The sequence below is a fragment of the Sphingomonas sanguinis genome, assembly GCF_001476905.1.
Taxonomy (GTDB): Bacteria; Pseudomonadota; Alphaproteobacteria; order Sphingomonadales; family Sphingomonadaceae; genus Sphingomonas; species Sphingomonas sanguinis_B.
Genome location: NZ_LDTE01000061.1, coordinates 1 through 26,015, shown reverse-complemented (window position 1 = coordinate 26,015; position 26,015 = coordinate 1). Strand labels below are relative to the sequence as shown.

Annotated in this window: 37 protein-coding genes and 1 tRNA gene; 35 read left to right on the top strand and 3 right to left on the bottom strand. The window is 64.7% G+C overall.

Annotated elements, in window-relative coordinates; genetic code table 11:
* The first annotated feature begins 48 nt into the window (after nt 1–48).
* The 4 genes from SB4_RS10320 to SB4_RS10305 all read left to right on the top strand — a co-directional run bounded on the left by SB4_RS10320 (nt 49) and on the right by SB4_RS10305 (nt 3,098).
* On the top strand, nt 49–1,032 hold the full coding sequence (locus SB4_RS10320) for an NAD(P)H-quinone oxidoreductase (RefSeq protein WP_058752498.1): 984 nt from the start codon (nt 49–51) through the stop codon (nt 1,030–1,032).
* A 93-nt stretch (nt 1,033–1,125) separates the two neighbouring features.
* On the top strand, nt 1,126–1,827 hold the full coding sequence (locus SB4_RS10315) for a hypothetical protein (RefSeq protein WP_058717980.1): 702 nt from the start codon (nt 1,126–1,128) through the stop codon (nt 1,825–1,827).
* A gap of 168 nt (nt 1,828–1,995) precedes the next feature.
* Nucleotides 1,996–2,673, top strand: coding sequence for a DUF1013 domain-containing protein (locus SB4_RS10310; RefSeq protein ID WP_058717987.1), 678 nt, complete (start codon nt 1,996–1,998; stop codon nt 2,671–2,673).
* Between the two features lie 116 nt (nt 2,674–2,789).
* On the top strand, nt 2,790–3,098 hold the full coding sequence (locus SB4_RS10305; RefSeq protein WP_058752491.1) for a hypothetical protein: 309 nt from the start codon (nt 2,790–2,792) through the stop codon (nt 3,096–3,098).
* A 192-nt stretch (nt 3,099–3,290) separates the two neighbouring features.
* Here the strand turns inward: SB4_RS10305 and SB4_RS10300 are convergent.
* Nucleotides 3,291–3,366: transfer RNA gene (locus SB4_RS10300), tRNA-Trp, on the bottom strand.
* Nucleotides 3,367–3,669: 303 nt separating this feature from the next.
* Between SB4_RS10300 and rpsL the strand changes: the two genes are divergently transcribed.
* The 28 genes from rpsL (at nt 3,670) to SB4_RS10160 (ending at nt 22,222) form a co-directional block, all read left to right on the top strand.
* Nucleotides 3,670–4,041 (top strand): 30S ribosomal protein S12, encoded by a 372-nt coding sequence (gene rpsL, locus SB4_RS10295; protein ID WP_058716507.1) that lies wholly within the window; start codon nt 3,670–3,672, stop codon nt 4,039–4,041.
* A gap of 66 nt (nt 4,042–4,107) precedes the next feature.
* Nucleotides 4,108–4,578 carry a 30S ribosomal protein S7 gene (gene rpsG, locus SB4_RS10290; protein WP_042491196.1) on the top strand — a complete coding sequence of 157 codons (471 nt, stop codon included), beginning with the start codon at nt 4,108–4,110 and terminating at the stop codon, nt 4,576–4,578.
* Nucleotides 4,579–4,725: 147 nt separating this feature from the next.
* Entirely contained in the window at nt 4,726–6,801 is a 2,076-nt protein-coding gene (gene fusA, locus SB4_RS10285) for an elongation factor G (protein ID WP_058716508.1), read from the top strand.
* 135 nt (nt 6,802–6,936) lie between these two features.
* A complete protein-coding gene (gene tuf / locus SB4_RS10280) occupies nt 6,937–8,130 on the top strand; it encodes an elongation factor Tu (RefSeq protein ID WP_007406059.1) in 1,194 nt (397 codons plus the stop codon).
* Nucleotides 8,131–8,658: 528 nt separating this feature from the next.
* Nucleotides 8,659–8,967 carry a 30S ribosomal protein S10 gene (rpsJ, locus tag SB4_RS10275; RefSeq protein WP_007406109.1) on the top strand — a complete coding sequence of 103 codons (309 nt, stop codon included), beginning with the start codon at nt 8,659–8,661 and terminating at the stop codon, nt 8,965–8,967.
* A gap of 285 nt (nt 8,968–9,252) precedes the next feature.
* On the top strand, nt 9,253–9,987 hold the full coding sequence (gene rplC, locus SB4_RS10270) for a 50S ribosomal protein L3 (protein ID WP_056430750.1): 735 nt from the start codon (nt 9,253–9,255) through the stop codon (nt 9,985–9,987).
* Between the two features lie 3 nt (nt 9,988–9,990).
* Nucleotides 9,991–10,617: a 50S ribosomal protein L4 gene (gene rplD, locus SB4_RS10265; protein ID WP_058716509.1), complete on the top strand. Its 627-nt coding sequence runs from the start codon at nt 9,991–9,993 to the stop codon at nt 10,615–10,617.
* Nucleotides 10,610–10,921 carry a 50S ribosomal protein L23 gene (locus SB4_RS10260; protein WP_058716510.1) on the top strand — a complete coding sequence of 104 codons (312 nt, stop codon included), beginning with the start codon at nt 10,610–10,612 and terminating at the stop codon, nt 10,919–10,921. Before rplD ends, SB4_RS10260 begins: the two co-directional genes overlap by 8 nt.
* A 4-nt stretch (nt 10,922–10,925) precedes the next feature.
* Entirely contained in the window at nt 10,926–11,777 is an 852-nt protein-coding gene (gene rplB, locus SB4_RS10255) for a 50S ribosomal protein L2 (RefSeq protein ID WP_042491179.1), read from the top strand.
* A 6-nt stretch (nt 11,778–11,783) separates the two neighbouring features.
* Complete coding sequence (rpsS, locus tag SB4_RS10250) at nt 11,784–12,062, top strand: 30S ribosomal protein S19 (protein WP_037569384.1); 279 nt, start codon at nt 11,784–11,786, stop codon at nt 12,060–12,062.
* A complete protein-coding gene (rplV, locus tag SB4_RS10245) occupies nt 12,062–12,439 on the top strand; it encodes a 50S ribosomal protein L22 (RefSeq protein ID WP_058716511.1) in 378 nt (125 codons plus the stop codon). Before rpsS ends, rplV begins: the two co-directional genes overlap by 1 nt.
* Entirely contained in the window at nt 12,439–13,149 is a 711-nt protein-coding gene (gene rpsC / locus SB4_RS10240; protein ID WP_056430744.1) for a 30S ribosomal protein S3, read from the top strand. The genes rplV and rpsC overlap by 1 nt, the downstream gene beginning before the upstream one ends.
* Nucleotides 13,150–13,161: 12 nt before the next feature.
* Nucleotides 13,162–13,596 (top strand): 50S ribosomal protein L16, encoded by a 435-nt coding sequence (gene rplP, locus SB4_RS10235; RefSeq protein ID WP_007406071.1) that lies wholly within the window; start codon nt 13,162–13,164, stop codon nt 13,594–13,596.
* Complete coding sequence (rpmC, locus tag SB4_RS10230) at nt 13,596–13,796, top strand: 50S ribosomal protein L29 (RefSeq protein WP_007406063.1); 201 nt, start codon at nt 13,596–13,598, stop codon at nt 13,794–13,796. The genes rplP and rpmC overlap by 1 nt, the downstream gene beginning before the upstream one ends.
* Before the next feature lie 12 nt (nt 13,797–13,808).
* On the top strand, nt 13,809–14,081 hold the full coding sequence (gene rpsQ, locus SB4_RS10225; RefSeq protein WP_058716512.1) for a 30S ribosomal protein S17: 273 nt from the start codon (nt 13,809–13,811) through the stop codon (nt 14,079–14,081).
* Between the two features lie 237 nt (nt 14,082–14,318).
* Entirely contained in the window at nt 14,319–14,687 is a 369-nt protein-coding gene (gene rplN, locus SB4_RS10220) for a 50S ribosomal protein L14 (protein ID WP_007406105.1), read from the top strand.
* Nucleotides 14,687–15,004 (top strand): 50S ribosomal protein L24, encoded by a 318-nt coding sequence (gene rplX, locus SB4_RS10215; RefSeq protein WP_007406132.1) that lies wholly within the window; start codon nt 14,687–14,689, stop codon nt 15,002–15,004. Before rplN ends, rplX begins: the two co-directional genes overlap by 1 nt.
* The gene (rplE, locus tag SB4_RS10210) at nt 14,997–15,578 is read left to right on the top strand and encodes a 50S ribosomal protein L5 (protein ID WP_058716513.1); all 582 of its coding nucleotides are present in this window, start codon (nt 14,997–14,999) and stop codon (nt 15,576–15,578) included. The genes rplX and rplE overlap by 8 nt, the downstream gene beginning before the upstream one ends.
* Nucleotides 15,579–15,635: 57 nt before the next feature.
* Entirely contained in the window at nt 15,636–15,941 is a 306-nt protein-coding gene (gene rpsN / locus SB4_RS10205) for a 30S ribosomal protein S14 (RefSeq protein ID WP_058716514.1), read from the top strand.
* A gap of 12 nt (nt 15,942–15,953) precedes the next feature.
* Complete coding sequence (gene rpsH / locus SB4_RS10200; protein WP_058716515.1) at nt 15,954–16,349, top strand: 30S ribosomal protein S8; 396 nt, start codon at nt 15,954–15,956, stop codon at nt 16,347–16,349.
* Complete coding sequence (gene rplF, locus SB4_RS10195) at nt 16,349–16,882, top strand: 50S ribosomal protein L6 (RefSeq protein ID WP_042491159.1); 534 nt, start codon at nt 16,349–16,351, stop codon at nt 16,880–16,882. Before rpsH ends, rplF begins: the two co-directional genes overlap by 1 nt.
* Entirely contained in the window at nt 16,882–17,238 is a 357-nt protein-coding gene (gene rplR / locus SB4_RS10190) for a 50S ribosomal protein L18 (protein WP_007406066.1), read from the top strand. Before rplF ends, rplR begins: the two co-directional genes overlap by 1 nt.
* Before the next feature lies 1 nt (nt 17,239).
* Entirely contained in the window at nt 17,240–17,959 is a 720-nt protein-coding gene (gene rpsE, locus SB4_RS10185; protein ID WP_061779529.1) for a 30S ribosomal protein S5, read from the top strand.
* A gap of 6 nt (nt 17,960–17,965) precedes the next feature.
* Complete coding sequence (gene rpmD, locus SB4_RS10180; protein ID WP_042491154.1) at nt 17,966–18,142, top strand: 50S ribosomal protein L30; 177 nt, start codon at nt 17,966–17,968, stop codon at nt 18,140–18,142.
* A 149-nt stretch (nt 18,143–18,291) separates the two neighbouring features.
* Nucleotides 18,292–18,822 (top strand): 50S ribosomal protein L15, encoded by a 531-nt coding sequence (gene rplO, locus SB4_RS10175; RefSeq protein WP_058716516.1) that lies wholly within the window; start codon nt 18,292–18,294, stop codon nt 18,820–18,822.
* Nucleotides 18,823–18,979: 157 nt separating this feature from the next.
* On the top strand, nt 18,980–20,344 hold the full coding sequence (gene secY, locus SB4_RS10170; RefSeq protein ID WP_058716517.1) for a preprotein translocase subunit SecY: 1,365 nt from the start codon (nt 18,980–18,982) through the stop codon (nt 20,342–20,344).
* Between the two features lie 44 nt (nt 20,345–20,388).
* The gene (locus SB4_RS10165; protein ID WP_058752497.1) at nt 20,389–21,036 is read left to right on the top strand and encodes an adenylate kinase; all 648 of its coding nucleotides are present in this window, start codon (nt 20,389–20,391) and stop codon (nt 21,034–21,036) included.
* A 307-nt stretch (nt 21,037–21,343) separates the two neighbouring features.
* Nucleotides 21,344–22,222, top strand: a complete 879-nt coding sequence (locus SB4_RS10160; protein ID WP_058752490.1) for a tyrosine recombinase XerC — start codon at nt 21,344–21,346, stop codon at nt 22,220–22,222.
* Here SB4_RS10160 and SB4_RS10155 read toward each other — a convergent pair whose 3' ends face one another.
* Complete coding sequence (locus SB4_RS10155; RefSeq protein ID WP_058752489.1) at nt 22,223–22,828, bottom strand: DedA family protein; 606 nt, start codon at nt 22,826–22,828, stop codon at nt 22,223–22,225.
* A gap of 126 nt (nt 22,829–22,954) precedes the next feature.
* Here SB4_RS10155 and lepB point away from each other — a divergent pair, with 126 nt between their 5' ends.
* Together lepB and rnc are read left to right on the top strand one after the other, a co-directional pair.
* Nucleotides 22,955–23,749, top strand: coding sequence for a signal peptidase I (gene lepB / locus SB4_RS10150; RefSeq protein WP_058752496.1), 795 nt, complete (start codon nt 22,955–22,957; stop codon nt 23,747–23,749).
* Complete coding sequence (gene rnc / locus SB4_RS10145; protein ID WP_058716520.1) at nt 23,746–24,411, top strand: ribonuclease III; 666 nt, start codon at nt 23,746–23,748, stop codon at nt 24,409–24,411. The genes lepB and rnc overlap by 4 nt, the downstream gene beginning before the upstream one ends.
* A gap of 160 nt (nt 24,412–24,571) precedes the next feature.
* Here the strand turns inward: rnc and SB4_RS10140 are convergent, their stop codons facing one another.
* Nucleotides 24,572–24,793: a hypothetical protein gene (locus tag SB4_RS10140; RefSeq protein ID WP_058733090.1), complete on the bottom strand. Its 222-nt coding sequence runs from the start codon at nt 24,791–24,793 to the stop codon at nt 24,572–24,574.
* Between the two features lie 136 nt (nt 24,794–24,929).
* On the opposite strand from SB4_RS10140, the gene era reads away from it, so the two are divergent.
* The gene (era, locus tag SB4_RS10135; protein WP_058752488.1) at nt 24,930–25,826 is read left to right on the top strand and encodes a GTPase Era; all 897 of its coding nucleotides are present in this window, start codon (nt 24,930–24,932) and stop codon (nt 25,824–25,826) included.
* Nucleotides 25,827–26,015: the final 189 nt, after the last annotated feature.

Sequence of the window (26,015 nt, the reverse complement as noted above, 5' to 3'; positions counted from 1 at the left end):
GACGATATGAGCGGCAAGGAAACGGGGATTGGCGATATCCCCAAGCTGATGACCGCCATCGACCCCGAGGAGCCGGGCGGCCCCGACGTGCTGGTGCCCGTCCAGCGCCCGACACCCATGCCGGGCGAGGGCGAGGTGTTGATCCGCGTCGCGGCCGCCGGGATCAACCGGCCGGACGTGATGCAGCGCCAGGGCCTCTACCCACCGCCGCCCGGTGCACCCTCGATCCCCGGTCTGGAGATAGCGGGCGAGATCGTCGCGCTGGGCGAGGGGGTGGGGCCGGAAATGCTGGGCCAAACGGTCTGCGCGCTGATCGGCGGCGGCGGCTATGCGCAATATGCCGTCGCGGTCGCCGAACACTGCCTGCCCGTGCCACACGGACTGTCGATGGCGCAGGCCGCGGCGCTTCCCGAGACGCTGTTCACCGTATGGACCAACGTGTTCGAGCGCGCCTATGCCCGTGACGGCGAGAGCCTGCTCGTCCATGGTGGGACCAGCGGCATCGGCACCATGGCGATCGCGCTGGGCCGGATCTTCGGGCTGAGCGTGATCGTGACGGCGGGATCGGACGAAAAATGCGCCGCCGCCGAGAAGCTCGGCGCGGCCAAGGCGATCAACTACAAGGCGGTCGATTTCGTCGAGGCGGTGAAGGACTTCACCGACGGGCGCGGCGTCGACATCGTGCTCGACATGGTCGGCGGCGATTATCTGCCGCGCAACATCCAGTGCCTGGCCGAGGATGGTCGCCACGTCTCGATCGCGGTGCAGCGTGGCGCGAAGGCCGAAATCCCGATCTGGGAAGTGATGCGCCGTCGCCTGGTCCTGACCGGTTCGACGCTGCGCGGGCGCGACCGGGAGTTCAAGGCCATGGTCGCCGACGAGATCGCGCGCATCGTCTGGCCGCATGTCGAGGAGGGACGGTTGCGGCCCTTGATCGACCGCAGCTTCCCGCTGGCACAGGCGGCCGATGCGCATCGCCGGATGGAAGCGGGCGATCATCTGGGCAAGATCGTCCTGACCTTCGACACCTGATAGCCGCAAGGCTTGATCCGATTGCAAAAGATTGCAACGGAGCCAATGGGCGGACCGGTCGTTTTTCGGCCTGGGAATTGGGGGTTGTCGGTAATGCAGGGCTATGGTCGGGCTGCGCTCGTGATGTCGGTCGGTTTGGGAGCCGCGACCGTCGCTGTCCCGGTACAGGCCGAATCCGCCCGCGAGATCCTGACCCAGGCGTCCTTTTCCGACAACGACGAGGCGAGCGCGCTGCGCCGCGTGGCGCTGGCTTATAATGCCGCGCTGGGCGCATTGCGCCGCATGCCGGAGGACCATGAGGCGTTGTTGATGCGCGCCACCGCGCTTGGCTATCGCGCCAAGTTGACCGGCAATCGCACCGATGCGGTCGCCGCGCGTCACCAGTTCGAGGCGCTGGTCGCGCAGAATCCCCGCGATGCCGAGGCGCTGCTGGCGCTGGGGGCGTGGCATATCGGTGCGGTCAAGAAACTCGGGGCGATCGTGGGCCGCGCGGCGGTCGGGGCGCAGCGGGGCGTCGGCTTGGCCGCCCTCGACAAGGCGGTGGCTCTGGGCGGCGACCGGGCGCTGTTTTCGGGGCTGGCGGGGCTGTTGCGGCTGGAGGTCGACCCGCGCGATCCGCGTGGGCGCCTCTTGACGGAAGCGGCGGCGCGGGCGGGGGGATCGAGTGCGATCGACCGGATCATGCAACGCGCGGCGACGGCCGTTCTGGTCCCCTTGCGCGCCGGCGATACCCAGGCGACGCGCAAGCTGGCCTCGCAACTTTTGCCCTTCGGCCGGTTCGACGACGACAATTGACGCGCTCGTGGCGGGTGGACGACGGGGTCACATCCGTCTATCGGGCCGGGTTTCCGACAGATTGTGGCGCCGCACCTTGCTCTTGGGGGCGGCTTTCATTAGGTTTGCCGCCGCTACGGCCGCTCCGATGAGGGGCGGCCCTTTTATTTTCCGACTGGAGTGATCCCCGTGGCCCAGCCGCTCATGCCCCATGCGACCGCTTCCTGGCTGGTCGACAATACTTCGCTCTCGTTCGAACAGATCGCGGATTTCTGCGGCCTCCATATCCTGGAAGTCCAGGCGATCGCCGACGACACGGCGGCCACCAAGCTGACCGGTCGCGATCCGGTGCGCGCGCACGAGCTGGCGCAGACCGAGATCGAGAAGGCGCAGGCCGATCCCGATTATCGCATGAAGATGATCAAAGGCCCCGAACAGGTCCGCCGCACCAAGGGCCCGCGCTATACGCCGGTCAGCAAGCGGCAGGACAAGCCGGACGGCATCGCCTGGATCATCCGCAACCACCCGGAAATCTCGGACGGCGCGATCAGCAACCTGATCGGCACCACCCGCACGACGATCGCCGCGATCCGCGACCGCAGCCACTGGAACATCGCCAACATCACGCCGAAGGACCCGGTGACCCTGGGCCTGACCACCCAGCGCGAGCTGGACTCGGCGGTGGCGAAGGCGGCCAAGGCGACGGGCGGCAATGCCGAGGCGCAGCCGACCGACACCCGCCTGGAAGGCGACCGCGAAGCCCTGCTCGCCTCGCTGCGCGCCGAGCGCGAACAGGCGAGCCGCGACGTGGATTCGGTCGGCCATCATGGCGACGTGATCGATCCGCACTCGCTGTTCCGCAACTGATCGCGGATCAGGCTGTCGACGAGGGGGGCGTCCACCGACCGGGTGGGCGCTCCTTTTTCGTGTCGGGGAACGGCGCCTGTCCTGTCCCGTTGAACCGGACAAAGGAGAGACGTCCCATGTCCGAGCAGGAAAAGCCCCTCGACCATGATCGTGGCCATAGCGGCCAAGCCTATCACCGCGACGATGAGCAGGCGATGGGCCGCGCCGAGCCGTCGGGCAGCGTGACGATGACCCCGCCCATGGCGGGTGAAGGCAATGCGGATACCGAACTGCCGTCCGACAACGGCAAGCGCGCCTCGGTCGATCCGAAGACGGGCGAAGTGCATGGCAGCGGGGCAGGGGCGGGTGGTGGCCATCGCGGCGACGAGATCGGTGAGGTTGACCCTGCGACTCCGCCGGGCGTGGGACCACGGCCGGTGAATTGATCAATCCTCCCCGCTCGCGGGGAGGGGGACCATGCGCAGCATGGTGGAGGGGTGTGCGGCAAGGGACTTCCCTTGCAGAAGCCCCCCTCCGTCAGGGCTGTGCCCTGCCACCTCCCCGTGCCGGGAAGGATAAGGACACAGCTTAGTTCACCGCCTAGGCGATGCGAGCAAATCCGACGATGTCATGAAAAGTGGCAGGAGTGCACGGACTCGAACCGTGGGCCCTCGGTTTTGGAGACCGATGCTCTACCAACTGAGCTACACTCCTGCGAGGCGGCCGCCATTAGCCCGGCTGACCGGGCGGGACAAGGGCAAATTTGCGATTTTCGTAAATCACCCCGAAAGAGCAGGGGAGTCCTCTCTGCCTCGACATTGACCATCGGGCGACTCCCGCGTATAGCCCGCCGCTGCACGAAGGGGATTTCTCGGGATTCGGGACTTATCCGTCGGGCAAGCTTGAACATTGCTGGATGCGAATAGGGCCGGGCGAAAGCCGCAAAGGCCCCTTTTTGTATTCCGAAGTGCTGTGATGGCTCCAGCAAAGTAACCTCATGGAAAGGTGAAGGCTTCAATGCCGACGATCAACCAGCTGGTCCGCAAGGGCCGCGAACTGCAGAAGGCCAAGTCCAAGGTCCCTGCAATGGAGCAGAACCCGCAGAAGCGCGGCGTTTGCACCCGTGTCTACACGACGACCCCGAAGAAGCCGAACTCGGCACTTCGCAAGGTGGCCAAGGTTCGCCTGACCAACCAGCGCGAAGTCATTTCGTACATCCCGGGCGAAGGCCACAACCTGCAGGAGCACTCGGTGGTGCTCATCCGCGGCGGCCGTGTGCGCGACCTTCCCGGCGTGCGCTACCACGTGCTGCGCGGCGTTCTCGACACGCAGGGCGTGAAGGATCGCAAGCAGTCCCGCTCGAAGTACGGCGCGAAGCGTCCGAAGTAAGCCGGTCGGGCCTCTCCCGAGGCTCCTCGACCATCCAAGGCTGAAGTTTTGTAAGGAAATACGAGAATGGCTCGTCGTCGTCGTCCCGAAAAGCGGGAAATTCTGCCGGACCCCAAGTTCGGAGATGAGGTCCTGTCGAAGTTCATGAATTCGGTCATGCTGGACGGTAAGAAGTCCGTGGCCGAAGCCATCGTTTACGGTGCTCTGGAAACCGTCGAGACTCGCGCCAAGCGCGATCCGATTGGCGTGTTCCACGATGCGCTGAACAACATCAAGCCGGGCATCGAAGTCCGTTCGCGCCGCGTCGGCGGTGCGACGTATCAGGTTCCGGTCGAAGTCCGTCCGGAGCGTGCCCAGGCTCTGGCCATCCGTTGGCTGATCGGTGCGTCGCGCGCCCGTTCGGAGAACACGATGGCCGCTCGTCTGTCGGGTGAGCTGATGGACGCCGCGAACAACCGTGGCAACGCGGTCAAGAAGCGCGAAGATACGCACCGCATGGCGGAAGCGAATCGCGCCTTCTCGCACTACCGCTGGTAAGGGCCTGCGGCGGGACCGGATTTATTTCCGTCCTGCCGCAACCTTTTCAGGGTGCGGTGCCGGCGGTCTTCCGCTGGTCACGCAAACAGCCTATATAAGGGGGAGCCGGGCCAACCGGCTCCCCCCTACGCTTGAGGAAGATCGATCATGGCCCGCAGCCATCCGCTCGAGAAGTATCGCAACATCGGCATCATGGCGCACATCGATGCCGGCAAGACGACCACGACCGAGCGCATTCTTTATTACACCGGCAAGTCCTACAAGATCGGCGAAGTGCACGAAGGCACCGCCACCATGGACTGGATGGAGCAGGAGCAGGAGCGCGGCATCACCATCACGTCGGCCGCGACGACCTGTTTCTGGAACGACAACCGCATCAACATCATCGACACCCCCGGGCACGTCGACTTCACCATCGAAGTGGAGCGTTCGCTCCGCGTGCTAGACGGCGCGGTCGCCTGCTTCGACGGCGTGGCGGGTGTTGAGCCGCAGTCGGAAACCGTGTGGCGTCAGGCCGACAAGTACGGCGTGCCGCGCATGTGCTTCGTCAACAAGCTCGACCGCACCGGCGCCGACTTCTACTTCTGCGTGAACTCGATCATCGAGCGCCTGGGTGCGCGTCCGGCGGTCCTGTATCTGCCGATCGGCATCGAAGGCGGCTTCAAGGGTCTCGTCGACCTGGTCGAGAACCGCGCGATCATCTGGCTCGAAGAGTCGCTGGGCGCGAAGTTCGAATATCAGGACATCCCGGCCGACATGGCCGAGAAGGCCGCGAAGTATCGCAGCGACCTGATCGAAATGGCCGTCGAGCAGGACGACGCCGCGATGGAAGCATATCTGGAAGGCAATGAGCCGACCGTCGCCGAACTCAAGGCGCTGATCCGCAAGGGCACGCTGGAAATGGCGTTTGTCCCCGTGGTCTGCGGCTCGGCGTTCAAGAACAAGGGCGTGCAGCCCCTGCTCGACGCGGTCATCGACTATCTGCCGAGCCCGCTCGACGTTCCGGCCATCAAGGGCGTGAAGCTCGACGGCGAGACGCCGGACGAGCGTCCTTCGTCGGACACCGAGCCCTTCTCGGCGCTGGCGTTCAAGATCATGAACGACCCGTTCGTCGGTTCGCTGACCTTCGCCCGCATTTATTCGGGCAAGCTCGAGACCTCGTCGCAGGTCCTGAACTCGGTCAAGGACAAGAAGGAAAAGATCGGCCGCATGCTGCTCATGCATGCGAACAGCCGTGAGGACATCCAGGAAGCCTATGCCGGCGACATCGTCGCTCTCGCGGGCCTCAAGGATACCACGACCGGTGACACGCTCTGCGCGCAGAACGCCCCGATCATCCTGGAGCGCATGGAATTCCCCGAGCCCGTGATCGAGCTGTCGGTGGAACCGAAGACCAAGGCCGACCAGGAGAAGATGGGCGTCGCGCTCAATCGTCTCGCTCGCGAGGACCCCTCGTTCCGCGTGACCTCGGACGCCGAGTCGGGCCAGACCATCATCAAGGGCATGGGCGAGCTCCATCTCGAGATCCTGGTCGACCGCATGAAGCGCGAGTTCAAGGTCGAGGCGAACGTCGGTGCGCCGCAGGTGGCGTATCGCGAATACCTCAAGAAGCCGGTCGACATCGACTACACGCACAAGAAGCAGTCGGGCGGCACCGGCCAGTTCGGCCGCGTCAAGGTCAAGCTGACCCCGGGCGAGCGTGGTTCGGGCTTCGTCTTCAAGGACGAGATCAAGGGCGGTAATATTCCGAAGGAATATATCCCCGCGATCGAGAAGGGCTTCCGTGAGACCGCGGAAACCGGTTCGCTGGTCGGCTTCCCGATCATCGACTTCGAAGTCCTGCTGTATGACGGCGCGTACCACGACGTCGACTCGTCGGCGCTGGCGTTTGAAATCTGTGCTCGCGGCGCCATGCGCGAGGCGGCCCAGAAGTCGGGCATCACGCTGCTCGAGCCGGTCATGAAGGTCGAAGTCGTGACCCCGGAAGACTATCTGGGCGATGTCATCGGCGACATGAACAGCCGTCGTGGCCAGATCCAGGGCACCGACACGCGCGGCAACGCGCAGACGGTCGAGGCGATGGTCCCGCTGGCCAACATGTTCGGCTATGTGAACGCGCTCCGCTCGTTCACCCAGGGTCGTGCGCAGTACTCGATGCAGTTCTCGCACTATGACGAAGTGCCGCAGAATGTTGCGGACGAGGTCAAGGCGAAGATGGCCTAAGGCGTATGTCGCGCCTGCCGGGCGACCGGGAGGCGCGATGACGCTAGGGGCTGGCAATCACCTGAAACACCCGCTATGGGGCCGCGTTCGCGTGGCCTCGGATGCGGCACCGAATTCGATTCAGAAGGTAGGAAAATGGCAAAGGCAAAATTCGAGCGGAACAAGCCGCACCTCAACATCGGCACCATCGGCCACGTCGACCATGGCAAGACCTCGCTGACCGCGGCGATCACCAAGGTTCTGGCGGACAACGTCGCCGGCAACGCGGCGGTGGACTTCGCGAACATCGACAAGGCTCCGGAAGAGCGCGAGCGCGGCATCACCATCTCGACCGCGCACGTCGAGTATGAGACCGAAGCGCGCCACTATGCGCACGTCGACTGCCCCGGCCACGCCGACTATGTGAAGAACATGATCACCGGCGCGGCGCAGATGGACGGCGCGATCCTGGTCGTGTCGTCGACCGACGGCCCGATGCCGCAGACCCGCGAGCACATCCTGCTCGCCCGCCAGGTCGGCGTGCCCGCGATGGTCGTGTTCATGAACAAGGTCGACCTGGTCGACGACGAGGAAATCCTCGAGCTGGTCGAGCTGGAAATCCGTGAGCTGCTGAGCTCGTACGAATTCCCGGGCGACGACATCCCCGTCGTCAAGGGTTCGGCCACCTGCGCGCTGTCGGGTTCCAACGACAAGTTCGGCAAGGATGCCGTTCTCGAGCTGATGAAGCAGGTCGACGAATACATCCCGCAGCCGGAGCGTCCGCTCGACAAGCCGTTCATGATGCCGATCGAAGACGTGTTCTCGATCTCGGGTCGCGGCACCGTCGTCACCGGCCGTGTCGAAACCGGCATCATCAAGGTTGGTGAAGAAGTCGAGATCGTCGGCATCAACGACACCCGCAAGACCACCGTCACCGGTGTCGAAATGTTCCGCAAGCTGCTCGACTCGGGCCAGGCCGGCGACAACATCGGCGCGCTGATCCGTGGCGTTGCCCGTGACGAAGTCGAGCGTGGTCAGGTTCTGGCGAAGCCGGGTTCGATCACCCCGCACACCGACTTCCAGTCGGAAGTGTACGTCCTGTCGAAGGAAGAAGGCGGTCGTCACACCCCGTTCTTCGCGAACTATCGTCCGCAGTTCTACTTCCGCACGACCGACGTCACCGGCACCGTCGAGCTGCCTGAGGGCACCGAGATGGTCATGCCGGGCGACAACGTCGCTCTGGGCGTGAAGCTGATCGCTCCGATCGCCATGGACATCGGTCAGCGCTTCACGATCCGTGAAGGCGGCCGTACCGTCGGCGCGGGCGTCGTCAGCTCGATCGACAAGTAAGTCTCGGGCGAAAGTCTGTTACTTCTTAGGAAAGGGCCGGCCCCGACGACGGGGTCGGCCTTTTTCGGTTTTGGCTTTGGGTTACGTCCCTCACCCTTCCGGCGCTACGCGCCTCCCTCCCTCTCCCGGCGGGAGAGGGAAGGGGCCCTCCCGCGATGGCAGGTGGGAAGGGTGAGGGCGGTCTGCGCCTGCTGGCCGTTCGCACCGAGCGAAGGGGGAATTTGGCCCAGTCGGCACCGGTTCCATCCCCTCCAACAAAAACCCGCCGCTACCCCTTGCGGCACCCCCGGCATATGCGTATAGGCACACGCCTTGAGGGAATCGGCTGGCACCGGAAACACCGGAGTCGGCCTTTTGCTTTTAGTGAGGGCAGGGGTGGTTCGCCGCCGCTGTCGTAACCCAGAGTTTGTTTCGGCCCAGGGTCGCCTTCACGGCGAACGGTCGAGTGCCCGGTCGGATCGCCGATCGCACTTGCCGCTCACTGTGATTGCGAACCGAAAGCCCCGCTCTTTCGCATCGGTAGGGATCATGGACAGCAATATCCGCATTCGTCTGAAGGCGTTCGACCATCGCGTGCTCGATCAGGCCACTGGCGACATCGCCGACACCGCACGCCGCACCGGCGCGCTCATCCGCGGTCCGATCCCGCTTCCGACGCGCATCGAGAAGTTCACGGTCAACCGTGGTCCGCACATCGACAAGAAGTCGCGCGAGCAGTTCGAGGTCCGCACCTACAAGCGGATGCTGGACATCGTGCAGCCGACCCCGCAGACCGTCGATGCGCTGATGAAGCTCGACCTCGCCGCAGGTGTTGATGTCGAGATCAAGCTGGCGTAAGAGGGCCAGCACTCCCGTGGTCGACGATTCCGTCCCACGGGATTTTGGCGTTTCTCCGGCCTGAAGCTTCCGGAAAAACGCGCCGAGGTCGCTCCCGTGATCCGGCACTCTTAAGGGATACCGCCCGGTGGTTTCGCGCAAGCGAGATGGTGCCGGGGCAGCGTCCCCCGTCTGACCGGTTCGCCGGTCGCCAGCCCGGGACGGGGGCTCGTTTCGCTTTAATCGGGTTGGATATGCCCCCCTTGAATGGTTCTTGGGGGCCTCTGTCGAGGAAGGAACAGGATCATGCGTACCGGCGTGATCGCGAAGAAGCTGGGGATGACCCGCCTGTTCCAGGACGATGGTCGGCACGTGCCGGTCACCGTCCTGGCGCTTGAAGGCGTACAGGTCGTCGCTCGCCGCGAGATGGATCGTGACGGCTACACCGCCGTCCAGCTTGGTGCAGGTGTCGCCAAGACCAAGAATGTTGCCAAGCCGCAGCGTGGCCACTTCGGCAAGGCCGAAGTCGAGCCCAAGCAGGTGCTGGTCGAGTTCCGCGTGAACGAAGACGGCCTGCTGGACGTCGGCGCGGAAATCTCCGCCGACCATTTCGTCCCCGGCCAGTATGTCGATATCCAGGGTCGTACCCAGGGTAAGGGCTTTGCCGGTGCGATGAAGCGCTGGAACTTCGGTGGTCTGCGCGCGACCCACGGCGTCTCGGTCTCGCACCGTTCGCATGGTTCGACCGGCAACCGTCAGGACCCGGGCCGCGTCTTCAAGAACAAGAAGATGGCCGGTCACATGGGTGACAAGAACCGCACGCAGCAGAACCTCGAAATCGTGTCGACCGACGTCGAGCGCGGCCTGATCTTCGTCAAGGGCTCGGTGCCCGGCTCGAAGGGTGGCTGGCTGATCGTCAAGGACGCGGTCAAGGTTTCGCGCCACGCGGACGCCCCGTTCCCCGCCAGCATCAAGGCGGCCGCCAACAACAACGCTTCTGCCGAGCCTGCTCCGGAAGCCACCGAGAGCCAGGAGGGCTAAGTCGTGAAGGTCAAGGTTCAATCCTTCGCCGGCACCGACGCCGCGGACATCGAGCTCAACGACGAGGTCTTCGGCCTCGATCCGCGCGCCGACATCCTGCACCGCGTTGTGACCTGGCAGCTGGAAAAGCGTCGCGCCACCGCGCGCGGCACCCGTGAGCGCGCCGATGTCGCGCGTTCGGGCAAGAAGCTCGGTCGCCAGAAGGGCGGCGGTGTCGCTCGTCACGGCGATCGTCGGGCCCCCGTCTTCATCGGCGGTGGTAAGGCGCACGGCGCCCGCGTCCGCGACTTCAACCCGGGTCTGAACAAGAAGGTTCGCGCTCTGGGTCTGAAGATGGCGCTGTCGAGCCATGCCAAGGCGGGTTCGCTGATCGTGATGAACGATCTGGCGGTCGCTGGTAACAAGACGAAGACGCTGCAGGGCGATCTGGTGAAGCTCGGCTTCGGCAAGACCGCGCTGGTCATCGATGGCGACGCCGTCGAAACGTCGTTCGCACTGGCCGCAGGCAACCTGAAGGAAATCAACATCCTTCCGGCCGCTGGCGCCAATGTCTACGACATTCTGAAGCATGACACCCTGGTGCTGACGCGCTCGGCTGTCGAAAAGCTGGAGGCCCGTTTTAATGGCTAAGCAGCAGAAGGCGGTCGATCCGCGTCATTACGACGTGATCGTTGCGCCGCACATCACCGAGAAGGCGACGCTCCTCAGCGAGCACAACGCCGTGGTATTCAAGGTCGCTTCGGGCGCTACCAAGCCCGAGATCAAGGCGGCTGTCGAGGCTCTGTTCGACGTGACCGTCACCGGCGTGAACACGATCGTCCAGAAGGGCAAGACGAAGCGTTGGAAGGGTGCTCCCTATCAGCGTTCCGACATGAAGAAGGCGATCGTCACCCTCAAGGACGGTCAGTCCATTGACGTGACGACGGGGATCTGAGGCGATGGCACTCAAGCATTATAACCCGACGAGCCCGGCCCGCCGCGGCCTGATCCTCGTCGACCGCTCGGCGCTCTGGAAGGGCGCGCCCGTCAAGGCGCTCACCGAAGGCAAGCGCAAGACCGGCGGCCGCAACAACAAGGGCCATGTGACCAGCCGCGGCATCGCGGGCGGCCACAAGCAGCGCTATCGCTTCATCGACTTCAAGCGTCGCCAGTGGGACGTCGAGGGCACCGTGGAGCGGATCGAATATGATCCCAACCGCACCGCCTTCATCGCGCTCATCAACTATGGCACCGACGAAGCCGGCAAGGTCGACCAGTCCTACATCATCGCGCCCCAGCGTCTCGCTGTCGGCGACAAGGTGATCGCGGGCAAGAAGACCGACGTGAAGCCTGGCAACGCCATGGAACTGGGCCAGATGCCGGTCGGCACGATCGTCCACAACGTCGAGATGAAGCCCGGCAAGGGCGGTCAGATCGCACGTTCGGCCGGCACCTATGTGCAGGTCGTGGGCCGCGACAAGGGCATGGTCATCGTCCGTCTGAACTCGGGCGAGCAGCGCTACATCCATGCGAACTGCATGGCGACCGTCGGCGCGGTGTCGAACCCCGACAACGGCAACACCAACCTGGCGAAGGCTGGTCGCAACCGTTGGAAGGGCCATCGCCCGCTGACCCGCGGTGTTGCGAAGAACCCGGTCGACCACCCGCACGGCGGTGGTGAAGGCCGGACCTCGGGCGGCCGTCATCCGGTCACCCCGTGGGGCAAGCCGACGAAGGGTGCGCGCACTCGTCACAACAAGGCGACGGACAAGATGATCATCCGTAGCCGTCACGCCAAGAAGAAGGGCTAACACGCAATGGCTCGTTCCGTTTGGAAGGGTCCTTTCGTGGACCTCCATCTCCTGAAGAAGGCCGAAGTGGCTCAGGATGCTGGCAATCGCGCAGGTCCGATCAAGACCTGGTCGCGTCGCTCGACCATCCTGCCGTCGTTCGTCGGTCTGACCTTCAACGTCTACAACGGTCGCAAGTTCGTTCCCGTTTCGGTGAACGAGGACATGGTCGGCATGAAGCTCGGTGAATTCGCGCCCACGCGCTACTTCCCCGGCCACGCTGCCGACAAGAAGGGTAAGCGCTGATGTCGAAGCCCGCATCCCCCCGCAAGGTCGGTGACAAGGAAGCGCTGTCGGTCGGCACGCAGATCCGTGGTTCGGCGCAGAAGCTGAACCTGGTTGCGGCGCTCATCCGCGGCAAGAAGGTCGGCGACGCGATGAACATCCTCGCCTTCTCGACGAAGGCGATGGCCGTCGATGCGCGCAAGGTGCTCGCCTCGGCGATCGCCAATGCCGAGAACAACCACAACCTCGACGTCGACGCGCTCGTCGTCGCCGAGGCGTCGGTCGGCAAGTCGATCACCATGAAGCGTTTCGCGACGCGCGGCCGTGGCAAGTCCACCCGCATCCTGAAGCCGTTTTCGCGGCTCCGCATCGTCGTCCGCGAGCAGGAAGAAGCATAATGGGTCAGAAGAGCAATCCGATCGGCCTGCGTCTCCAGATCAACCGTACCTGGGACAGCCGCTGGTTCGCCGAAGGCCATGATTATGGCCGCCTGCTGCTGGAGGATCTGAAGATCCGCCAGTTCATCATGAAGACGCTGCCCCAGGCCGCGATCTCGAAGGTCGTTATCGAACGTCCGGCCAAGCTGTGCCGCATCTCGATCTTCGCGGCGCGTCCGGGCGTGATCATCGGCAAGAAGGGCGCCGACATCGAAAAGCTTCGCAAGAAGCTGGGTTCGATGACCTCGTCCGATGTGTCGCTGAACATCGTCGAAATCCGCAAGCCCGAGATCGACGCCAAGCTCGTCGCCCAGGGCGTGGCCGACCAGCTGGAGCGCCGTATCGCGTTCCGTCGCGCCATGAAGCGTGCGGTGCAGTCCGCGCTCCGTCTGGGCGCCGAAGGCATCCGTATCACCTGCGGCGGCCGTCTGGGCGGCGCGGAAATCGCGCGTACCGAATGGTATCGTGAAGGCCGCGTTCCGCTGCACACGCTGCGTGCGAACGTCGACTATGCCGAAGCGCAGGCCCACACCGCTTATGGTGTGTGCGGCGTGAAGGTGTGGATCTTCAAGGGCGAGATCCTGGGCCATGATCCCATGGCGCAGGACCGGCTGATGATGGAGGCTCAGACCTCCGGCGTGCGCCCGGCGCGCGACGATCATCGCCGCTAAGGATCAAAGAACATGCTGCAACCAAAGCGCACCAAGTTCCGCAAGGCCTTTAAGGGCCGCATCCACGGCGATGCGAAGGGCGGCACCAGCCTGAACTTCGGTTCCTATGGCCTGAAGGCCATGGAGCCGGAGCGTATCACGGCTCGCCAGATCGAGGCGGCTCGCCGCGCGATCACGCGTCACATCAAGCGCCAGGGGCGTTTGTGGATTCGCATCTTCCCGGACGTGCCCGTCTCGTCGAAGCCCGCCGAAGTCCGCATGGGCTCGGGTAAGGGTTCGCCGGAATTCTGGGCCGCCCGCGTGAAGCCGGGTCGTATCCTGTTCGAGCTCGACGGTGTCGACGGCCCGCTGGCCGCCGAAGCATTCGAGCGCGCGGCGATGAAGCTGCCCATCAAGACCAAGGTCGTTGCCCGCCTGGGCGACACCTCGCACCTCGGAGGCGAGTAATGGCCAAGACTGAATATACCGGCCAGAGCGACGACCAGCTCGTCGAGGCGCTGGGCAACCTGAAGCGTGAGCAGTTCAACCTGCGCTTCCAGGCGGCCACGAGCCAGCTCGAAAAGCCCAGCCGGGTCAAGGAAGTCCGTCGCGACATCGCGCGGATCAAGACCATCCAGGCGCAGCGCACCGCTGCGGCTGCCAAGTAAGGACCGAGACACATGCCGAAGCGCGTGCTGACCGGGGTGATTGTCTCGGACAAGACCGACAAGACGGTCGTCGTCAATGTGGAGCGGAAGGTTAAGCACCCCCTCTACGGCAAGATCATCCGTCGGTCGAAGAAGTATCATGCTCACGATGAGAGCAATGAGTACAAGGCCGGTGAGACGGTGCGGATCGAAGAGACCGCCCCGATCTCGAAGCTGAAGACCTGGAAGGTCGTCGAGCGGGTCGATACCCACCTGACGCCCGAGCGGGCCTCGGCCGAAGGCTAAACGTCTTTGATTGCGTGCCCCGCTCCTCCTTCAAGGGAGGGGCGGGGTTCGGAATGAAGGCCGCCCTTTCGGGGGCGATGAGCGGATTGGTCGAAAGGGCGGGGCGACTCGCTTGCCTTTCGTACCAGGAGTGGCTATGGGGCCTCTCCCCCTGGTGCAGCAGCCCTGCGCCGGGGGTCGTTTTTTAAGGCGGGGTCGGGTCGGTATCCACCCCAGAAGAGAGAAGGAAGCGGATCTATGATCCAGATGCAGTCCAATCTCGACGTCGCGGACAACAGCGGCGCGAAGCGGGTGCAGTGCATCAAGGTGCTGGGCGGCTCGAAGCGCCGTACCGCATCGGTCGGCGACATCATCGTCGTCAGCGTCAAGGAAGCGCAGCCGCGTGGCCGCGTGAAGAAGGGCGACGTTCACCGCGCGGTGATCGTGCGTACCGCCAAGGACATCCGTCGCGCCGACGGTTCGGTGATCCGTTTCGACGGTAACGCCGCCGTGTTGGTCAACAAGAACGAGGAGCCGATCGGCACCCGTATCTTTGGCCCGGTCGTGCGTGAGCTTCGCGGTAAGAAGCACATGAAGATCATCTCGCTGGCGCCGGAGGTTTTGTAATGGCCGCTGCACGCATCAAGAAGGGTGACAAGGTCATCGTCCTGTCCGGCAAGGACAAGGGCAAGACCGGCACCGTGTCGCTGGCGATGCCGAAGGACGGCAAGGTCGTCGTGGACGGCGTGAACATCGCCACCCGTCACCGCAAGCCGACCCAGGCGAACCCGCAGGGTGGCCTGGAGCGCACGGCCGCTCCGCTGCACATCTCGAAGGTTGCGCACGTGACCGCCGATGGCAAGCCGACTCGCGTCCGTTTCGAGACGCAGGATGGCAAGAAGGTCCGCGTGGCCGTCAAGACCGGGGAGAAGATCGATGGCTGATTACAAGCCCCGCATGAAGGCTATCTACGAGGATAGCATCATCAAGGCGATGACCGAGAAGTTCGGTTACAAGAACGTCAACGAGATCCCCCGTATCGAGAAGATCGTGCTCAACATGGGCGTGGGCGAGGCGACGCAGGACAAGAAGCGCGTCGACCAGGCCGCCTCCGAGATGGAGCTGATCGCGGGTCAGAAGCCCGTCATCACCAAGGCGAAGAAGTCGATCGCGCAGTTCAAGCTGCGTGAAGGCATGCCGATCGGTGTGAAGGTCACGCTGCGTCGCGAGCGCATGTACGAATTCCTGGACCGCTTCATCACGATCGCGCTGCCGCGCGTTCGCGACTTCCGCGGCCTGAATCCGAAGTCCTTCGACGGTCGCGGCAACTATGCCTGCGGCATCAAGGAACAGATCATCTTCCCCGAAATCAACTATGACCGCATCGACAAGGTGCGCGGCATGGATGTGATCGTGACCACCTCGGCGAAGACCGACGACGAAGCGCGCGAGCTGCTGCGTCTCTTCGGTTTCCCGTTCCCCAAGGAAGACGCTGCCGACGAGAAGAAGGCGGCGTAACCGGACTGCCCCCTCTCCACGCCGGGGAGGGGGTCCTTACAGAAAGAGCTTAAGTCCATGGCGAAACTGAGTTCAATCAATAAGAACGAGAAGCGTCGCCTTCTCGTCAAGAAGTATGCGGGCAAGTACGCGAAGCTCAAGGCGATCGCGAACGACCAGAGCCTCGATGAGACCGAGCGTCTGATCGCGCGCCTGAAGATGGCCGAGATCCCCCGCAACGGCAATCCGACCCGTATCCGCAATCGCTGCGAGATCACCGGTCGTCCGCGTGCGTATTACCGCAAGTTCCGTCTCGCTCGCGTCATGCTGCGTGAACTGGCCAACAAGGGCCAGATCCCCGGCGTCACCAAGTCGAGCTGGTAAGGACCATTTGAGATGGCAGTGACCGATCCCCTGGGTGACTTGCTCACCCGCATCCGCAACGGCCAGCGCGCGCGCAAGGACTCCGTCCTGACGCCTGCGTCGAAGCTGCGCGCCCGCGTGCTCGACGTGCTTCAGCGCGAGGGCTATATCCGTGGCTACAGCGAAGAGCAGATGGGCCCCGCGGCCGGCATCCGCATCGAGCTGAAGTATTTCGAGGGCCAGCCCGCGATCAAGCATGTCGCGCGCGTGTCGAAGCCCGGCCGCCGTATCTATTCGGGCGCGCAGGATCTTCCCCGCGTTCGCAACGGCCTGGGCATCACCATCGTGTCGACGCCGCGTGGCGTTCTGTCGGACGCCGAAGCGCGTGAGCAGAACGTCGGTGGCGAAGTCCTGGCGGAGGTGTTCTGATGAGCCGCATCGGTAAGAAGGCGGTCCCGGTTCCGGCCGGCGTCACCGCAACCATCGCCGACAAGGTGCTGAGCGTGAAGGGTCCCAAGGGCACCCTCTCCATGCCGCTCGCCGACGAGATCACCTATGACGTCCAGGCGGACGCCATTGCGGTGCAGCCTGCCAACGCCACGAAGCGCGCTCGCGCGTTCTGGGGCATGCAGCGCACCATGGTGCAGAACCTCGTCACCGGCGTGACCGCAGGCTTCTCGAAGAAGCTGGTCATCACCGGCGTCGGCTACCGCGCCGCCGCGCAGGGCAAAACCCTGAAGCTGCAGCTCGGCTACAGCCACGACGTCAACATCGACGTGCCGGAAGGCCTCGAGGTGAAGACGCCGGACGCCACCACCGTCGAAATCAGCGGTGCGGACAAGCAGAAGGTCGGTCAGCTGGCCGCCGAGATCCGCCGCTGGCGTAAGCCCGAGCCGTATAAGGGCAAGGGCATCAAGTACGACGGCGAGTTCATCTTCCGCAAGGAAGGGAAGAAGAAGTAATGACCAAGGGTCTCTCTCTTTTCGAGAAGCGCCGTCGGCGCAACCGTACCGCGCTGCGTGCGCGGGCCGGCACCCGTCCGCGCCTGTCGGTGCATCGCTCGGGCAAGCACATCTATGCCCAGGTGATCGACGACGAGGCAGGTCGTACCGTGGCTTCGGCCTCGACGCTGGAAAAGGACGCACGCGGCCAGTCGGGCGCGAACGTCGCAGCGGCGAGCGAAGTCGGCAAGCGCGTGGCCGAGAAGGCCAAGGCCGCCGGCGTCACGCAGGTCGTTTTCGACCGTGGCGGCTTCCTGTTCCACGGTCGCGTCAAGGCGCTGGCCGAGGCGGCACGCGAAGCGGGATTGGAGTTCTAATATGGCTGACGAGAACAACGTGGCCGTTGCCGGTGCCGAAGGCGCCGCGCAGGACGCGACCCAGGGTCGTGGTCCCCGGGGCGGCCGTGGCCGTGGTCCGGGCGGCGGTGACCGCGGCCGTGGTGGCCGTGACGGCAACCGTGGTCGTCGCGACGATCGTCGCGGTAACCCCGAGGAGCAGGGCGAAGAGCTGATCGAAAAGCTCGTCCACATCAACCGCGTCTCGAAGACCGTGAAGGGTGGTAAGCGTTTCGGCTTCGCCGCGCTCGTCGTGGTCGGCGATGGCAAGGGGCGTGCGGGCTTCGGTCATGGCAAGGCGCGCGAAGTGCCGGAAGCCATCTCGAAGGCGACGGCTGCCGCCAAGAAGGCGATGGTCCGCGTTCCGCTGAAGGACGGTCGCACGCTGCATCATGATGGCAACGGCCATTTCGGTGCGGGCCGCGTGACGGTGCGTTCGGCCCCGCAGGGGACCGGCATCATCGCCGGTGGTCCGATGCGCGCCATCTTCGAATCGCTCGGCGTCGCCGACGTGGTGACGAAGTCGGTCGGCACGTCGAACCCGTACAACATGATCCGTGCCACCTTCGAAGCCCTGGGCGAGCAGACCTCGCCCAAGTCGGTGGCGCAGCGTCGTGGCAAGAAGATCGCCGACCTGCTGGGTCGCGGTCACGGTGCCACCCAGCAGACTGCCGAGGCGGAAGCCGCGGCCGTCGTGGAGTAAGCGACCATGGCTACCATCAAGATCAAGCAGACCGGTTCGCCGATCCGCCGCACCAAGGACCAGCGCGCGACCCTCGTCGGCCTGGGCCTGAACAAGATGCACAAGGTCTCCGAGCTTCAGGACAGCCCTGAAGTCCGCGGCATGATCCGCAAGGTGCAGCACATGGTTCAGGTGGTGGACTGAGTCCTGTCGTCACGACAGACTCACATCCGTCACATTGAACAGTGACAAACACGGGGAAGGGGGCTATGCGGCCCCCTTCCTTTTATCTAGCGGCCGTGATTCTTCGGAGTGACGGCCATGCGCGAAACAAGCGAAAGCGAGTGCAAATCATGAAGCTGAACGAACTTTTCGACAACCAGGGTGCCCGCAAGTCCAAGATCCGCGTCGGTCGCGGTATCGGTTCGGGTAAGGGCAAGACCGGTGGTCGCGGCGTCAAGGGTCAGAAGAGCCGTGAGGGCGTGTCCATCGCGGGCTTCGAGGGCGGTCAGATGCCGCTCCACATGCGCCTGCCGAAGCGTGGCTTCAACAACATCTTCGCCAAGGACTATGCCGAGGTGAACCTGGGTGCGATCCAGAAGGCGATCGACTCGGGCAAGCTGAAGACCGACGGCACGATCGACCATGCCGCGCTGAAGGCCGCTGGCCTGGCGCGTGGCGGCAAGGACGGCGTGCGTCTGCTCGGCAAGGGCGAGCTGACCACCAAGCTGTCGTTCGTTGTGCAGGGCGTGTCGGCCTCGGCGCGTGAAGCGGTCGAGAAGGCCGGCGGTTCGGTCGACGTGCCGCACGTCGTGCCCGCCGCCGAAAAGGCCGCCGCGAAGAAGGGTAAGACCCGCGCCGCGAAGCTCGCCGCCAAGGCCTGAATCGGATAAATTCCGCCGCTGTCACCGGCAAAACGCCACGCCGACAGCGGCGGATTTTTCATCCGGGTTAGACAAGCGCGTCTTCGCGCCTATATGAGCGGCGGGGCGGTTCAAAACGCATCCCGCCGTTTTTCGTTTCCAGGATAACGCAACAGCTATGGCATCCGCAGCCGACCAGATGGCGCAAAGCATCAGCCTGGCGAAATTCGCCAAGGCCACCGACCTCAAGAAGCGGCTGTGGTTCACGATCGGCGCGCTGATCGTCTTCCGCCTGCTCAGCTATGTTCCGCTGCCGGGCGTCGACCCGACCGCGCTGGGCCTGCTGAGCCAGAAGACCACGGGCGGCGTGCTCGACTTCTTCAACACCTTCTCGGGCGGCTCGCTCAGCCGTATGTCGCTGATCGCGCTGGGCGTGATGCCGTACATCACGGCGTCGATCGTCGTGCAGCTCGCGACCTCGCTGAGCCCGCAGCTCGCCGCCATCAAGAAGGAAGGCGAAAGCGGCCGCAAGAAGCTGAACCAGTATACGCGCTACGGCACGGTGCTGCTGACCGCGATCCAGGGGTATTTCATCGCCGCCGGGCTCGAGACCCTCGGTGCCAGCCAGGGCATCCAGGCGGTGATCGAGCCGGGCATGACCTTCCGCATCGCGGCGGTCATCTCGCTGATCGGCGGTACGATGTTCCTGATGTGGCTGGGTGAGCAGATCACCAGCCGCGGCATCGGCAACGGCGTGTCGCTGATCATCATGGCGGGCATCGTCGCCCACCTGCCGACCACGCTGATCAACCTGCTGGAAGGCGGGCGTTCGGGCAGCATCGATCCGGTGCGCCTGATCCTCATCATCCTGGCGGTCGTAGTCCTCGTCCTGTTCATCTGTTTCATGGAGCGCGCGCAGCGCCGCATCCTGATCCAGTATCCGAAGCGTGCAACGCAGCGGGGCATGCAGGCCGACCGCAGCCACCTGCCGCTGAAGATCAACACCGCAGGCGTGATCCCTCCGATCTTCGCCTCGTCGCTGCTGCTGATGCCGCTGACCATCTCGCAGTTTGCGGGCCAGCGCGTGGCGGGCGAGAGCCGCTGGGGCGACTTCATCATTAGCCTGAACCAGTATCTGCAGCACGGCAGCCCCGTGTACATGCTGCTCTACGGCGCGGGCATCATCTTCTTCTCGTTCTTTTACACCGCGGTGGTGTTCAACCCGGAAGAGACGGCCGATAACCTGAAGCGCTATGGCGGGTTCATCCCCGGCATCCGTCCGGGCAAGAACACCGAGACCTATCTCGATTACGTGCTGACCCGTATCACGGTCATCGGCGCGGCCTATCTGACGATCATCTGTCTGCTGCCCGAATATCTGGTCTCGGCGCTGCAGATCCCCTTCTATCTGGGCGGCACCAGCCTGCTGATCGTGGTCAACGTGACGATGGACACGGTGACCCAGATCCAAAGCCACTTGCTCGCGCATCAATATGGCGATCTGATCAAAAAGGCGAAGCTGAAGGGCGGTCGTCTGCGCTGAGGCGCGGGCGGATTTCAGGGTAAAGAGGGGAGAGTGACGTGGGCGTGAACATCATCCTGCTGGGTCCGCCGGGTGCGGGCAAGGGGACCCAGGCGCAGCGGCTGGTGGCCAATCGCGGCATGGTGCAGCTGTCTACCGGCGACATGCTGCGTGCGGCGGTGAAGGCGGGCAGCCCCGTCGGGCTCCAGGCCAAGGCGGTGATGGACGCAGGCGAGCTGGTATCGGATGCGATCGTCTCGGCGTTGATCGGCGAGCGGCTGGATCAGGCCGATGCCGAAGGCGGCGCGATCTTCGACGGATACCCCCGCACCGCCGCCCAGGCCGAAGCGCTCGACGTGCTGCTGGCCGAGCGCGGCAAGACGCTGGATCACGTCATCGAACTGGCGGTCGACGAGGATGCGCTGGTCGAGCGGATCACCGGGCGCTTCACCTGCGCCTCGTGCGGCGCGGGCTATCATGACAGCTTCAAGCCGACCCAGGTCGAGGGTGTCTGCGACGTCTGCGGCTCGACCGAGTTCAAGCGTCGCCCCGACGACAATGCCGAGACGGTGCGCACGCGCATGGCGGAGTATCGGGCGAAGACCGCGCCGATCCTGCCGATCTACGAAGCGCGCGGCATCGTGACCCGGGTCGACGGTATGGCGGCGATGGATGAGGTGGGCGCGGCGATCGACGCGGTGCTCGATCGCTGAGCTGACTTCGGTCGAAATATGGGAGGGGGCGTTTCCGCGAGGGAGCGCCCCCTTTTTCGTCGGGATGTAGACGAGGCTCCCTTCCTGAAAAGCCCCTCTCCCGGCAGGGGGAGGGGTTGGGGAGGGGCAAGGGCCATGATGACTGGTCTCGGTGAGACCCCTGGCCCTCCCCCATCCCCTCCCGCTTGCGGGAGGGGAGCGGTTAGAGGCGATCGTTGGAAGTGCTCTTGGCGTAGAGGGCCGGGCAGCGGGGGCCAAACACGGCAAACGTCTCGCCCGCACTGGGTAACGGGCCTACACTGCCCCCATGACTACGCTGATCGCCGACTATTACCGCCACCTGACCGTCGACCTGCGTCGTTCCGACCATACGGTGCGTGCCTATGTCACGACGGCGGAGCGGCTTTGCGCTTTTCTCTCCGAACATTGGGGAGAAGCCATCGACGGCGCGGCGCTGGCCCGCATCACCGCCGCCGACCTGCGGGCTTATCTGGCGCGGCGTCGGGGCGAGGGACTGGCGGCGTCCTCGACCGCGCGGGAATTGTCAGCAGTGCGGACTTTCCTTCATTGGGCCGGCGTAGGGCCGCCCGCCCTGAAGGGACCCCGTCGCAAGCGCAGCCTGCCGCGCCCCCAGTCGCCCGCCGACATCATGGCGCTGGGTGAGGATATAGGAGACCATGCCGCCGAACCTTGGATTGCGGCGCGCGACTGGGCCGTGCTGTTGCTGCTCTATGGCGCGGGCCTGCGTATCGGGGAGGCCTTGGCGCTGACCGCCGATATCCTGCCGCTGGGCGAGACGATCCGGGTGACGGGCAAGCGCGGCAAGACGCGGATCGTCCCGCTGCTCCCCGAACTGCGTACCGCGATCGAGGCTTATGCCGGGCAAAGTCCCTATCCGTTAATCCCGAAAGAAGCGCTGTTTCGGGGCGCAAAGGGCGGTCCGCTATCGCCCGCGATCATCCGGCGGGCGGTGCAGGGCGCGCGCGAGCGGCTGGGGCTGGGCGGGCGGACGACGCCGCACGCGTTGCGGCACAGCTTTGCGACGCATCTGCTGGGGCGGGGAGCCGACTTGCGCCAACTCCAGGAACTGCTCGGCCATGCCAGCCTCAGCTCGACCCAGATCTATACGGCGGTCGATGCGGCGCACTTGCTTGACGTGTACCGGACCGCGCATCCGCGCGCCTGATTACTGTTTGCCGTGGGGCTTCCAGGTGACCACGCGCCAGAGATAGCCGATGACGATCGCCACCGTCATCGCGATGGCCGCCGGACCGATATAGCGGTTGATCGCCTCGAAATTCGATCCCAGCCACAGTCCGGCATAAGCGAGGATCGCGTTCCAGATCGTGCTGCCCGCAAAGGTCCAGAGCAGGAACTTGCCCAAGGGCATGCGGGTGATCCCCGCAGGCAGCGAGATCAGCGTGCGGAAGGCGGGCATGAAGCGGAACACGAACACCACCCAGCCGCCATGCCGGACGAAGAACAGGTGCAATCGCTCGACATCGCGCCACTCCATGGTCAGCCAGCGGCCATGCTTGTCGATAAAGGGGCGGAAGCGCTCGTAACCGATATAGCGCCCGACCCCGTACCAGGCATAATTGCCCGCCGTCGTCCCCGCCGTGCCCCAGAGGATCAGCGGGATCATCTCCATCTGCCCCCGTGCCACCGCCATGCCGCCCAGGCCCATGATGACCTCTGACGGGATCGGCGGAATGATGTTTTCCAGCGCCATCAGCAGGAAGATGCCGAAATAGCCGCCCCAGGCGATCAGGTTGAGAATGAAATCGGTCATGCGTGCAGGGATGTACCGATGAGGGCAGGGGCGGTTCCCGTAAAGCGCTTGGGCACTCGGCGAAAGAGCCTGACCGCCTGATGACGCCGCTTGACGGAACCGGCGGGTTGCGCGAACCCGCTGGCCATGGCCGATACACCCAAAACGTCGGAGACGAAGGACACGCTGCGCTTCTTCCTGAAGCTGGCCCTGTTCGTCTTCATCCTGCGCAGCTTTATCGTGACGTCGTTCGTCATCCCGTCGGAATCGATGCTGCCGCGCCTGTTGATCGGCGACTATCTGTTCGTGACCAAGTGGAATTACGGCTATTCGCGCTGGTCGCTGCCGTTCGGCCTGCCGCTGCTGCCCGGTCATATCCTGAGCCGTGCGCCGACGCGCGGCGATGTGGTGGTATTCCGCTCGCCGGGGCCGGACGATCATGACGTCATCAAGCGGGTGATCGGCCTGCCCGGCGATACGATCCAGGTGACGAACGGTCAGGTGGTCCTGAACGGCCGCCCCATCCCCAAGCAGCGCGTCGCCGACTTCGTCCTGCCGCTGACCCCCAATTTCGGCTTCAAGGAATGCGGACCGTTCGTCGATACCGTCGATGGCAAGCCGGTCTGCCGCTATGCCCGGTTCCGTGAGACGTTGCCGAACGGCAAGAGCTATGACGTGCTCGACCAGGGCAACTTCCCCGATCGCGACGATACCGTCCTCTACAAGGTGCCCGAGGGCCATGTCTTCCTGATGGGCGATAATCGCGACGACTCGGCGGACAGCCGGTTCGCGCCGCCCCAGGGCATGGGCATGATCCCGATGGAGCGGCTGGAAGGGCGCGCTGCGATCACCTTCTTCTCGACCGATGGCTCGGCCGAGTGGATCAAGCCCTGGACCTGGGTATCGGCCGCGCGCTGGAACCGGATCGGAGAAGGGTTTTGAGCGCGGTGGATGACTGGCTGGCGCAGGTTCTGGGACGTGCGCCCAAGGATAGCGTCCCTTTTCACCGGGCGCTGACCCATGGCAGCCAGGCCGCCGAGAATTACGAACGGCTGGAGTTTCTGGGTGACCGGGTGCTGGGTCTGGTCATGGCCGAATGGCTGTGGGAGCAGTTCCCGAACGAGCCCGAGGGGCAGCTGTCGCGGCGGCTCAATTCGCTGGTGACCGGCGCGGTCTGTGCGGATGTCGCCCGGGACCTGGGTGTGCGCGATCACTTGCGCCTCGGCAAGCAGGCGCGCGACGACGGCGCGTCGGACAGCGACAATGTGCTCGGCGACGTGATGGAGGCGCTCATTGGTGCCTGGTATCGCGAGGCGGGGCTGGACGCGGCGCGCGCCTTTATCCGCCAGGCCTGGGGCGACCGGGTGCACTCGCAAGGCAAGGCACCGCAGCATCCCAAATCCGCGCTGCAGGAATGGGCCGCCGCGCATAATCGCAAGGCCCCGGAATATGTGGTGACGGACCGTTCGGGCCCGCATCACGCGCCGCGCTTCACCGTGACGGTGCGGATCGGTCGCACGGCGGAAGCCAGCGCAACGGGAGCCAACAAGCAGGAAGCCGAGACGGCCGCTGCCAAGGCGTTGTTGGCGAAGCTGAAGGCCTAAACCCTTCTGTTCCCCTGCAAGGCCGGGGTCCAGTTTCTATGCGCTATAGAGAACGGTGTCTGTCTGGCGCTTTGGCGAACAGGCAGCTGTGCGGAATATGGGCCCCGGCCTTCGTCGGGGAACAGTTGGATTCATGACGCTGCCCACCCGGTCACTGGGCTCAGCGCCCCTTGGCCGCCGCGGCCTGTTTCTTGGCCTGCACTTTGGCGCGGTGATGGCCGATCGCGCAGCCCGCCGCCGCGCCTAGGACGGCATGGCCCTTGCCGACGAAATGGCCACCGACGCCGCCGACCGCCGCGCCCTTCAGGCAACCCTTGGCCGAGGCGGGACCTGCGACGGTCAGCAGTGCGGCGGCCGACAGGGCGGTGATGAGGGTCTTCATGGCAACTCTCCTGCGTCTGGAAATCGTGGCAGGAAAAATGCGCGCGGCGGCTTGGCCGTTCCGTGATCGGACCATTACATTCCGTCCATGTGGGCTGGCCGTTGCGGGAAGGGGGCCGGACCTGTACCGCTAGGGCATGACTGAACAACGTTGCGGCCTCGTGGCCGTCGTCGGCGCGCCCAATGCCGGCAAATCCACCCTCGTCAATGCGCTGGTCGGCCAGAAGGTCGCCATCGTCAGCCCCAAGGCGCAGACGACCCGCGCCAAGCTGCTCGGCGTCGCGATCGAGGGGGACGCGCAGATCCTGCTGGTCGACACGCCCGGCATCTTCGAGCCCAAGCGCCGCCTGGACCGCGCGATGGTCGCCGCCGCCTGGGAAGGCGCGGAGGGCGCTGATATCCTGGCGCTGGTCGTCGACGGCAAGGGCGGCATCGGCTCCAAGGTCACCGCCATCGCCGAGTCGATCGCGCACCGGCCCGAGCCCAAGCATCTGATCCTCAACAAGGTCGACATCGCCGATAAGGCGCGGCTGCTGGGTCATGCCGAGAAGCTGAATGCGGTCGTGCCGTTCGACGAAATCTGGTTCGTCTCAGCCCAGACCGGCGATGGCCTGCCCGAGCTGAAGGCGCACTTCGCCAAGCTGATGCCCGAGGGGCCGTGGCATTACCCCGAAGACCAGGTGTCCGACGCCACCGAACGCGCACTGGCCGCCGAGGTGACGCGCGAGCAGATCTACCTCCAGCTTCACGCCGAGCTGCCTTACGCCAGCGCGGTCGAGACCGAGGCCTATAAGGAGCGCGAGGACGGATCGGTCGAGATCCACCAGCAGATCCTGGTCGAACGCCCGACCCAGCGCGCCATCGTGTTGGGCAAGAACGGGATGCGGATCAAGGAAATCGGGGCCAAGGCCCGCGAGGAACTGTCGCGCATCCTGGGGCACAAGGTTCACCTGTACCTGCATGTGAAGGTCAAGCCCGGCTGGGACGAGGATCGTTCGGTTTACAAGGATATCGGGTTGGATTGGGTGGATTGATTTTGTTCGGGGTGGGGGCTCGGTGAGACACCTTGGCCCTCCCCCATCCCCTCCCGCCTGCGGGAGGGGCGTGTTGCTTGGCGATTGTCCGGCATAAACAACACGATCATCGCTTGCAGAAGCGCTCACCGTTCGGGCTTGGCACGCCCCTCCCGCAGGCGGGAGGCTGTCTCTTCTACACCTCTGCTA

Bases quoted from the DNA above. Each gene is read 5' to 3' on its own strand.
- rplO (WP_058716516.1), top strand. From the start codon at position 18,292: ATGAAGCTGAACGAACTTTTCGACAACCAGGGTGCCCGCAAGTCCAAG.
- SB4_RS10155 (WP_058752489.1), bottom strand. From the start codon at position 22,828: ATGACCGATTTCATTCTCAACCTGATCGCCTGGGGCGGCTATTTCGGC.
- rplV (WP_058716511.1), top strand. From the start codon at position 12,062: ATGTCGAAGCCCGCATCCCCCCGCAAGGTCGGTGACAAGGAAGCGCTG.
- lepB (WP_058752496.1), top strand. From the start codon at position 22,955: ATGGCCGATACACCCAAAACGTCGGAGACGAAGGACACGCTGCGCTTC.
- SB4_RS10140 (WP_058733090.1), bottom strand. From the start codon at position 24,793: ATGAAGACCCTCATCACCGCCCTGTCGGCCGCCGCACTGCTGACCGTC.
- rpsG (WP_042491196.1), top strand. From the start codon at position 4,108: ATGGCTCGTCGTCGTCGTCCCGAAAAGCGGGAAATTCTGCCGGACCCC.
- rplB (WP_042491179.1), top strand. From the start codon at position 10,926: ATGGCACTCAAGCATTATAACCCGACGAGCCCGGCCCGCCGCGGCCTG.
- rpsE (WP_061779529.1), top strand. From the start codon at position 17,240: ATGGCTGACGAGAACAACGTGGCCGTTGCCGGTGCCGAAGGCGCCGCG.
- rplR (WP_007406066.1), top strand. From the start codon at position 16,882: ATGACCAAGGGTCTCTCTCTTTTCGAGAAGCGCCGTCGGCGCAACCGT.
- rpsC (WP_056430744.1), top strand. From the start codon at position 12,439: ATGGGTCAGAAGAGCAATCCGATCGGCCTGCGTCTCCAGATCAACCGT.
- rpsS (WP_037569384.1), top strand. From the start codon at position 11,784: ATGGCTCGTTCCGTTTGGAAGGGTCCTTTCGTGGACCTCCATCTCCTG.
- fusA (WP_058716508.1), top strand. From the start codon at position 4,726: ATGGCCCGCAGCCATCCGCTCGAGAAGTATCGCAACATCGGCATCATG.
- rplN (WP_007406105.1), top strand. From the start codon at position 14,319: ATGATCCAGATGCAGTCCAATCTCGACGTCGCGGACAACAGCGGCGCG.
- SB4_RS10320 (WP_058752498.1), top strand. From the start codon at position 49: ATGACCGCCATCGACCCCGAGGAGCCGGGCGGCCCCGACGTGCTGGTG.
- rplP (WP_007406071.1), top strand. From the start codon at position 13,162: ATGCTGCAACCAAAGCGCACCAAGTTCCGCAAGGCCTTTAAGGGCCGC.
- SB4_RS10160 (WP_058752490.1), top strand. From the start codon at position 21,344: ATGACTACGCTGATCGCCGACTATTACCGCCACCTGACCGTCGACCTG.
- rpsL (WP_058716507.1), top strand. From the start codon at position 3,670: ATGCCGACGATCAACCAGCTGGTCCGCAAGGGCCGCGAACTGCAGAAG.
- SB4_RS10315 (WP_058717980.1), top strand. From the start codon at position 1,126: ATGCAGGGCTATGGTCGGGCTGCGCTCGTGATGTCGGTCGGTTTGGGA.
- SB4_RS10260 (WP_058716510.1), top strand. From the start codon at position 10,610: ATGGCTAAGCAGCAGAAGGCGGTCGATCCGCGTCATTACGACGTGATC.
- rplC (WP_056430750.1), top strand. From the start codon at position 9,253: ATGCGTACCGGCGTGATCGCGAAGAAGCTGGGGATGACCCGCCTGTTC.
- rplE (WP_058716513.1), top strand. From the start codon at position 14,997: ATGGCTGATTACAAGCCCCGCATGAAGGCTATCTACGAGGATAGCATC.
- rpmC (WP_007406063.1), top strand. From the start codon at position 13,596: ATGGCCAAGACTGAATATACCGGCCAGAGCGACGACCAGCTCGTCGAG.
- SB4_RS10305 (WP_058752491.1), top strand. From the start codon at position 2,790: ATGTCCGAGCAGGAAAAGCCCCTCGACCATGATCGTGGCCATAGCGGC.
- rpsJ (WP_007406109.1), top strand. From the start codon at position 8,659: ATGGACAGCAATATCCGCATTCGTCTGAAGGCGTTCGACCATCGCGTG.
- rpsN (WP_058716514.1), top strand. From the start codon at position 15,636: ATGGCGAAACTGAGTTCAATCAATAAGAACGAGAAGCGTCGCCTTCTC.
- tuf (WP_007406059.1), top strand. From the start codon at position 6,937: ATGGCAAAGGCAAAATTCGAGCGGAACAAGCCGCACCTCAACATCGGC.
- rpsH (WP_058716515.1), top strand. From the start codon at position 15,954: ATGGCAGTGACCGATCCCCTGGGTGACTTGCTCACCCGCATCCGCAAC.
- rpmD (WP_042491154.1), top strand. From the start codon at position 17,966: ATGGCTACCATCAAGATCAAGCAGACCGGTTCGCCGATCCGCCGCACC.
- rplX (WP_007406132.1), top strand. From the start codon at position 14,687: ATGGCCGCTGCACGCATCAAGAAGGGTGACAAGGTCATCGTCCTGTCC.
- rpsQ (WP_058716512.1), top strand. From the start codon at position 13,809: ATGCCGAAGCGCGTGCTGACCGGGGTGATTGTCTCGGACAAGACCGAC.
- secY (WP_058716517.1), top strand. From the start codon at position 18,980: ATGGCATCCGCAGCCGACCAGATGGCGCAAAGCATCAGCCTGGCGAAA.
- era (WP_058752488.1), top strand. From the start codon at position 24,930: ATGACTGAACAACGTTGCGGCCTCGTGGCCGTCGTCGGCGCGCCCAAT.
- rplF (WP_042491159.1), top strand. From the start codon at position 16,349: ATGAGCCGCATCGGTAAGAAGGCGGTCCCGGTTCCGGCCGGCGTCACC.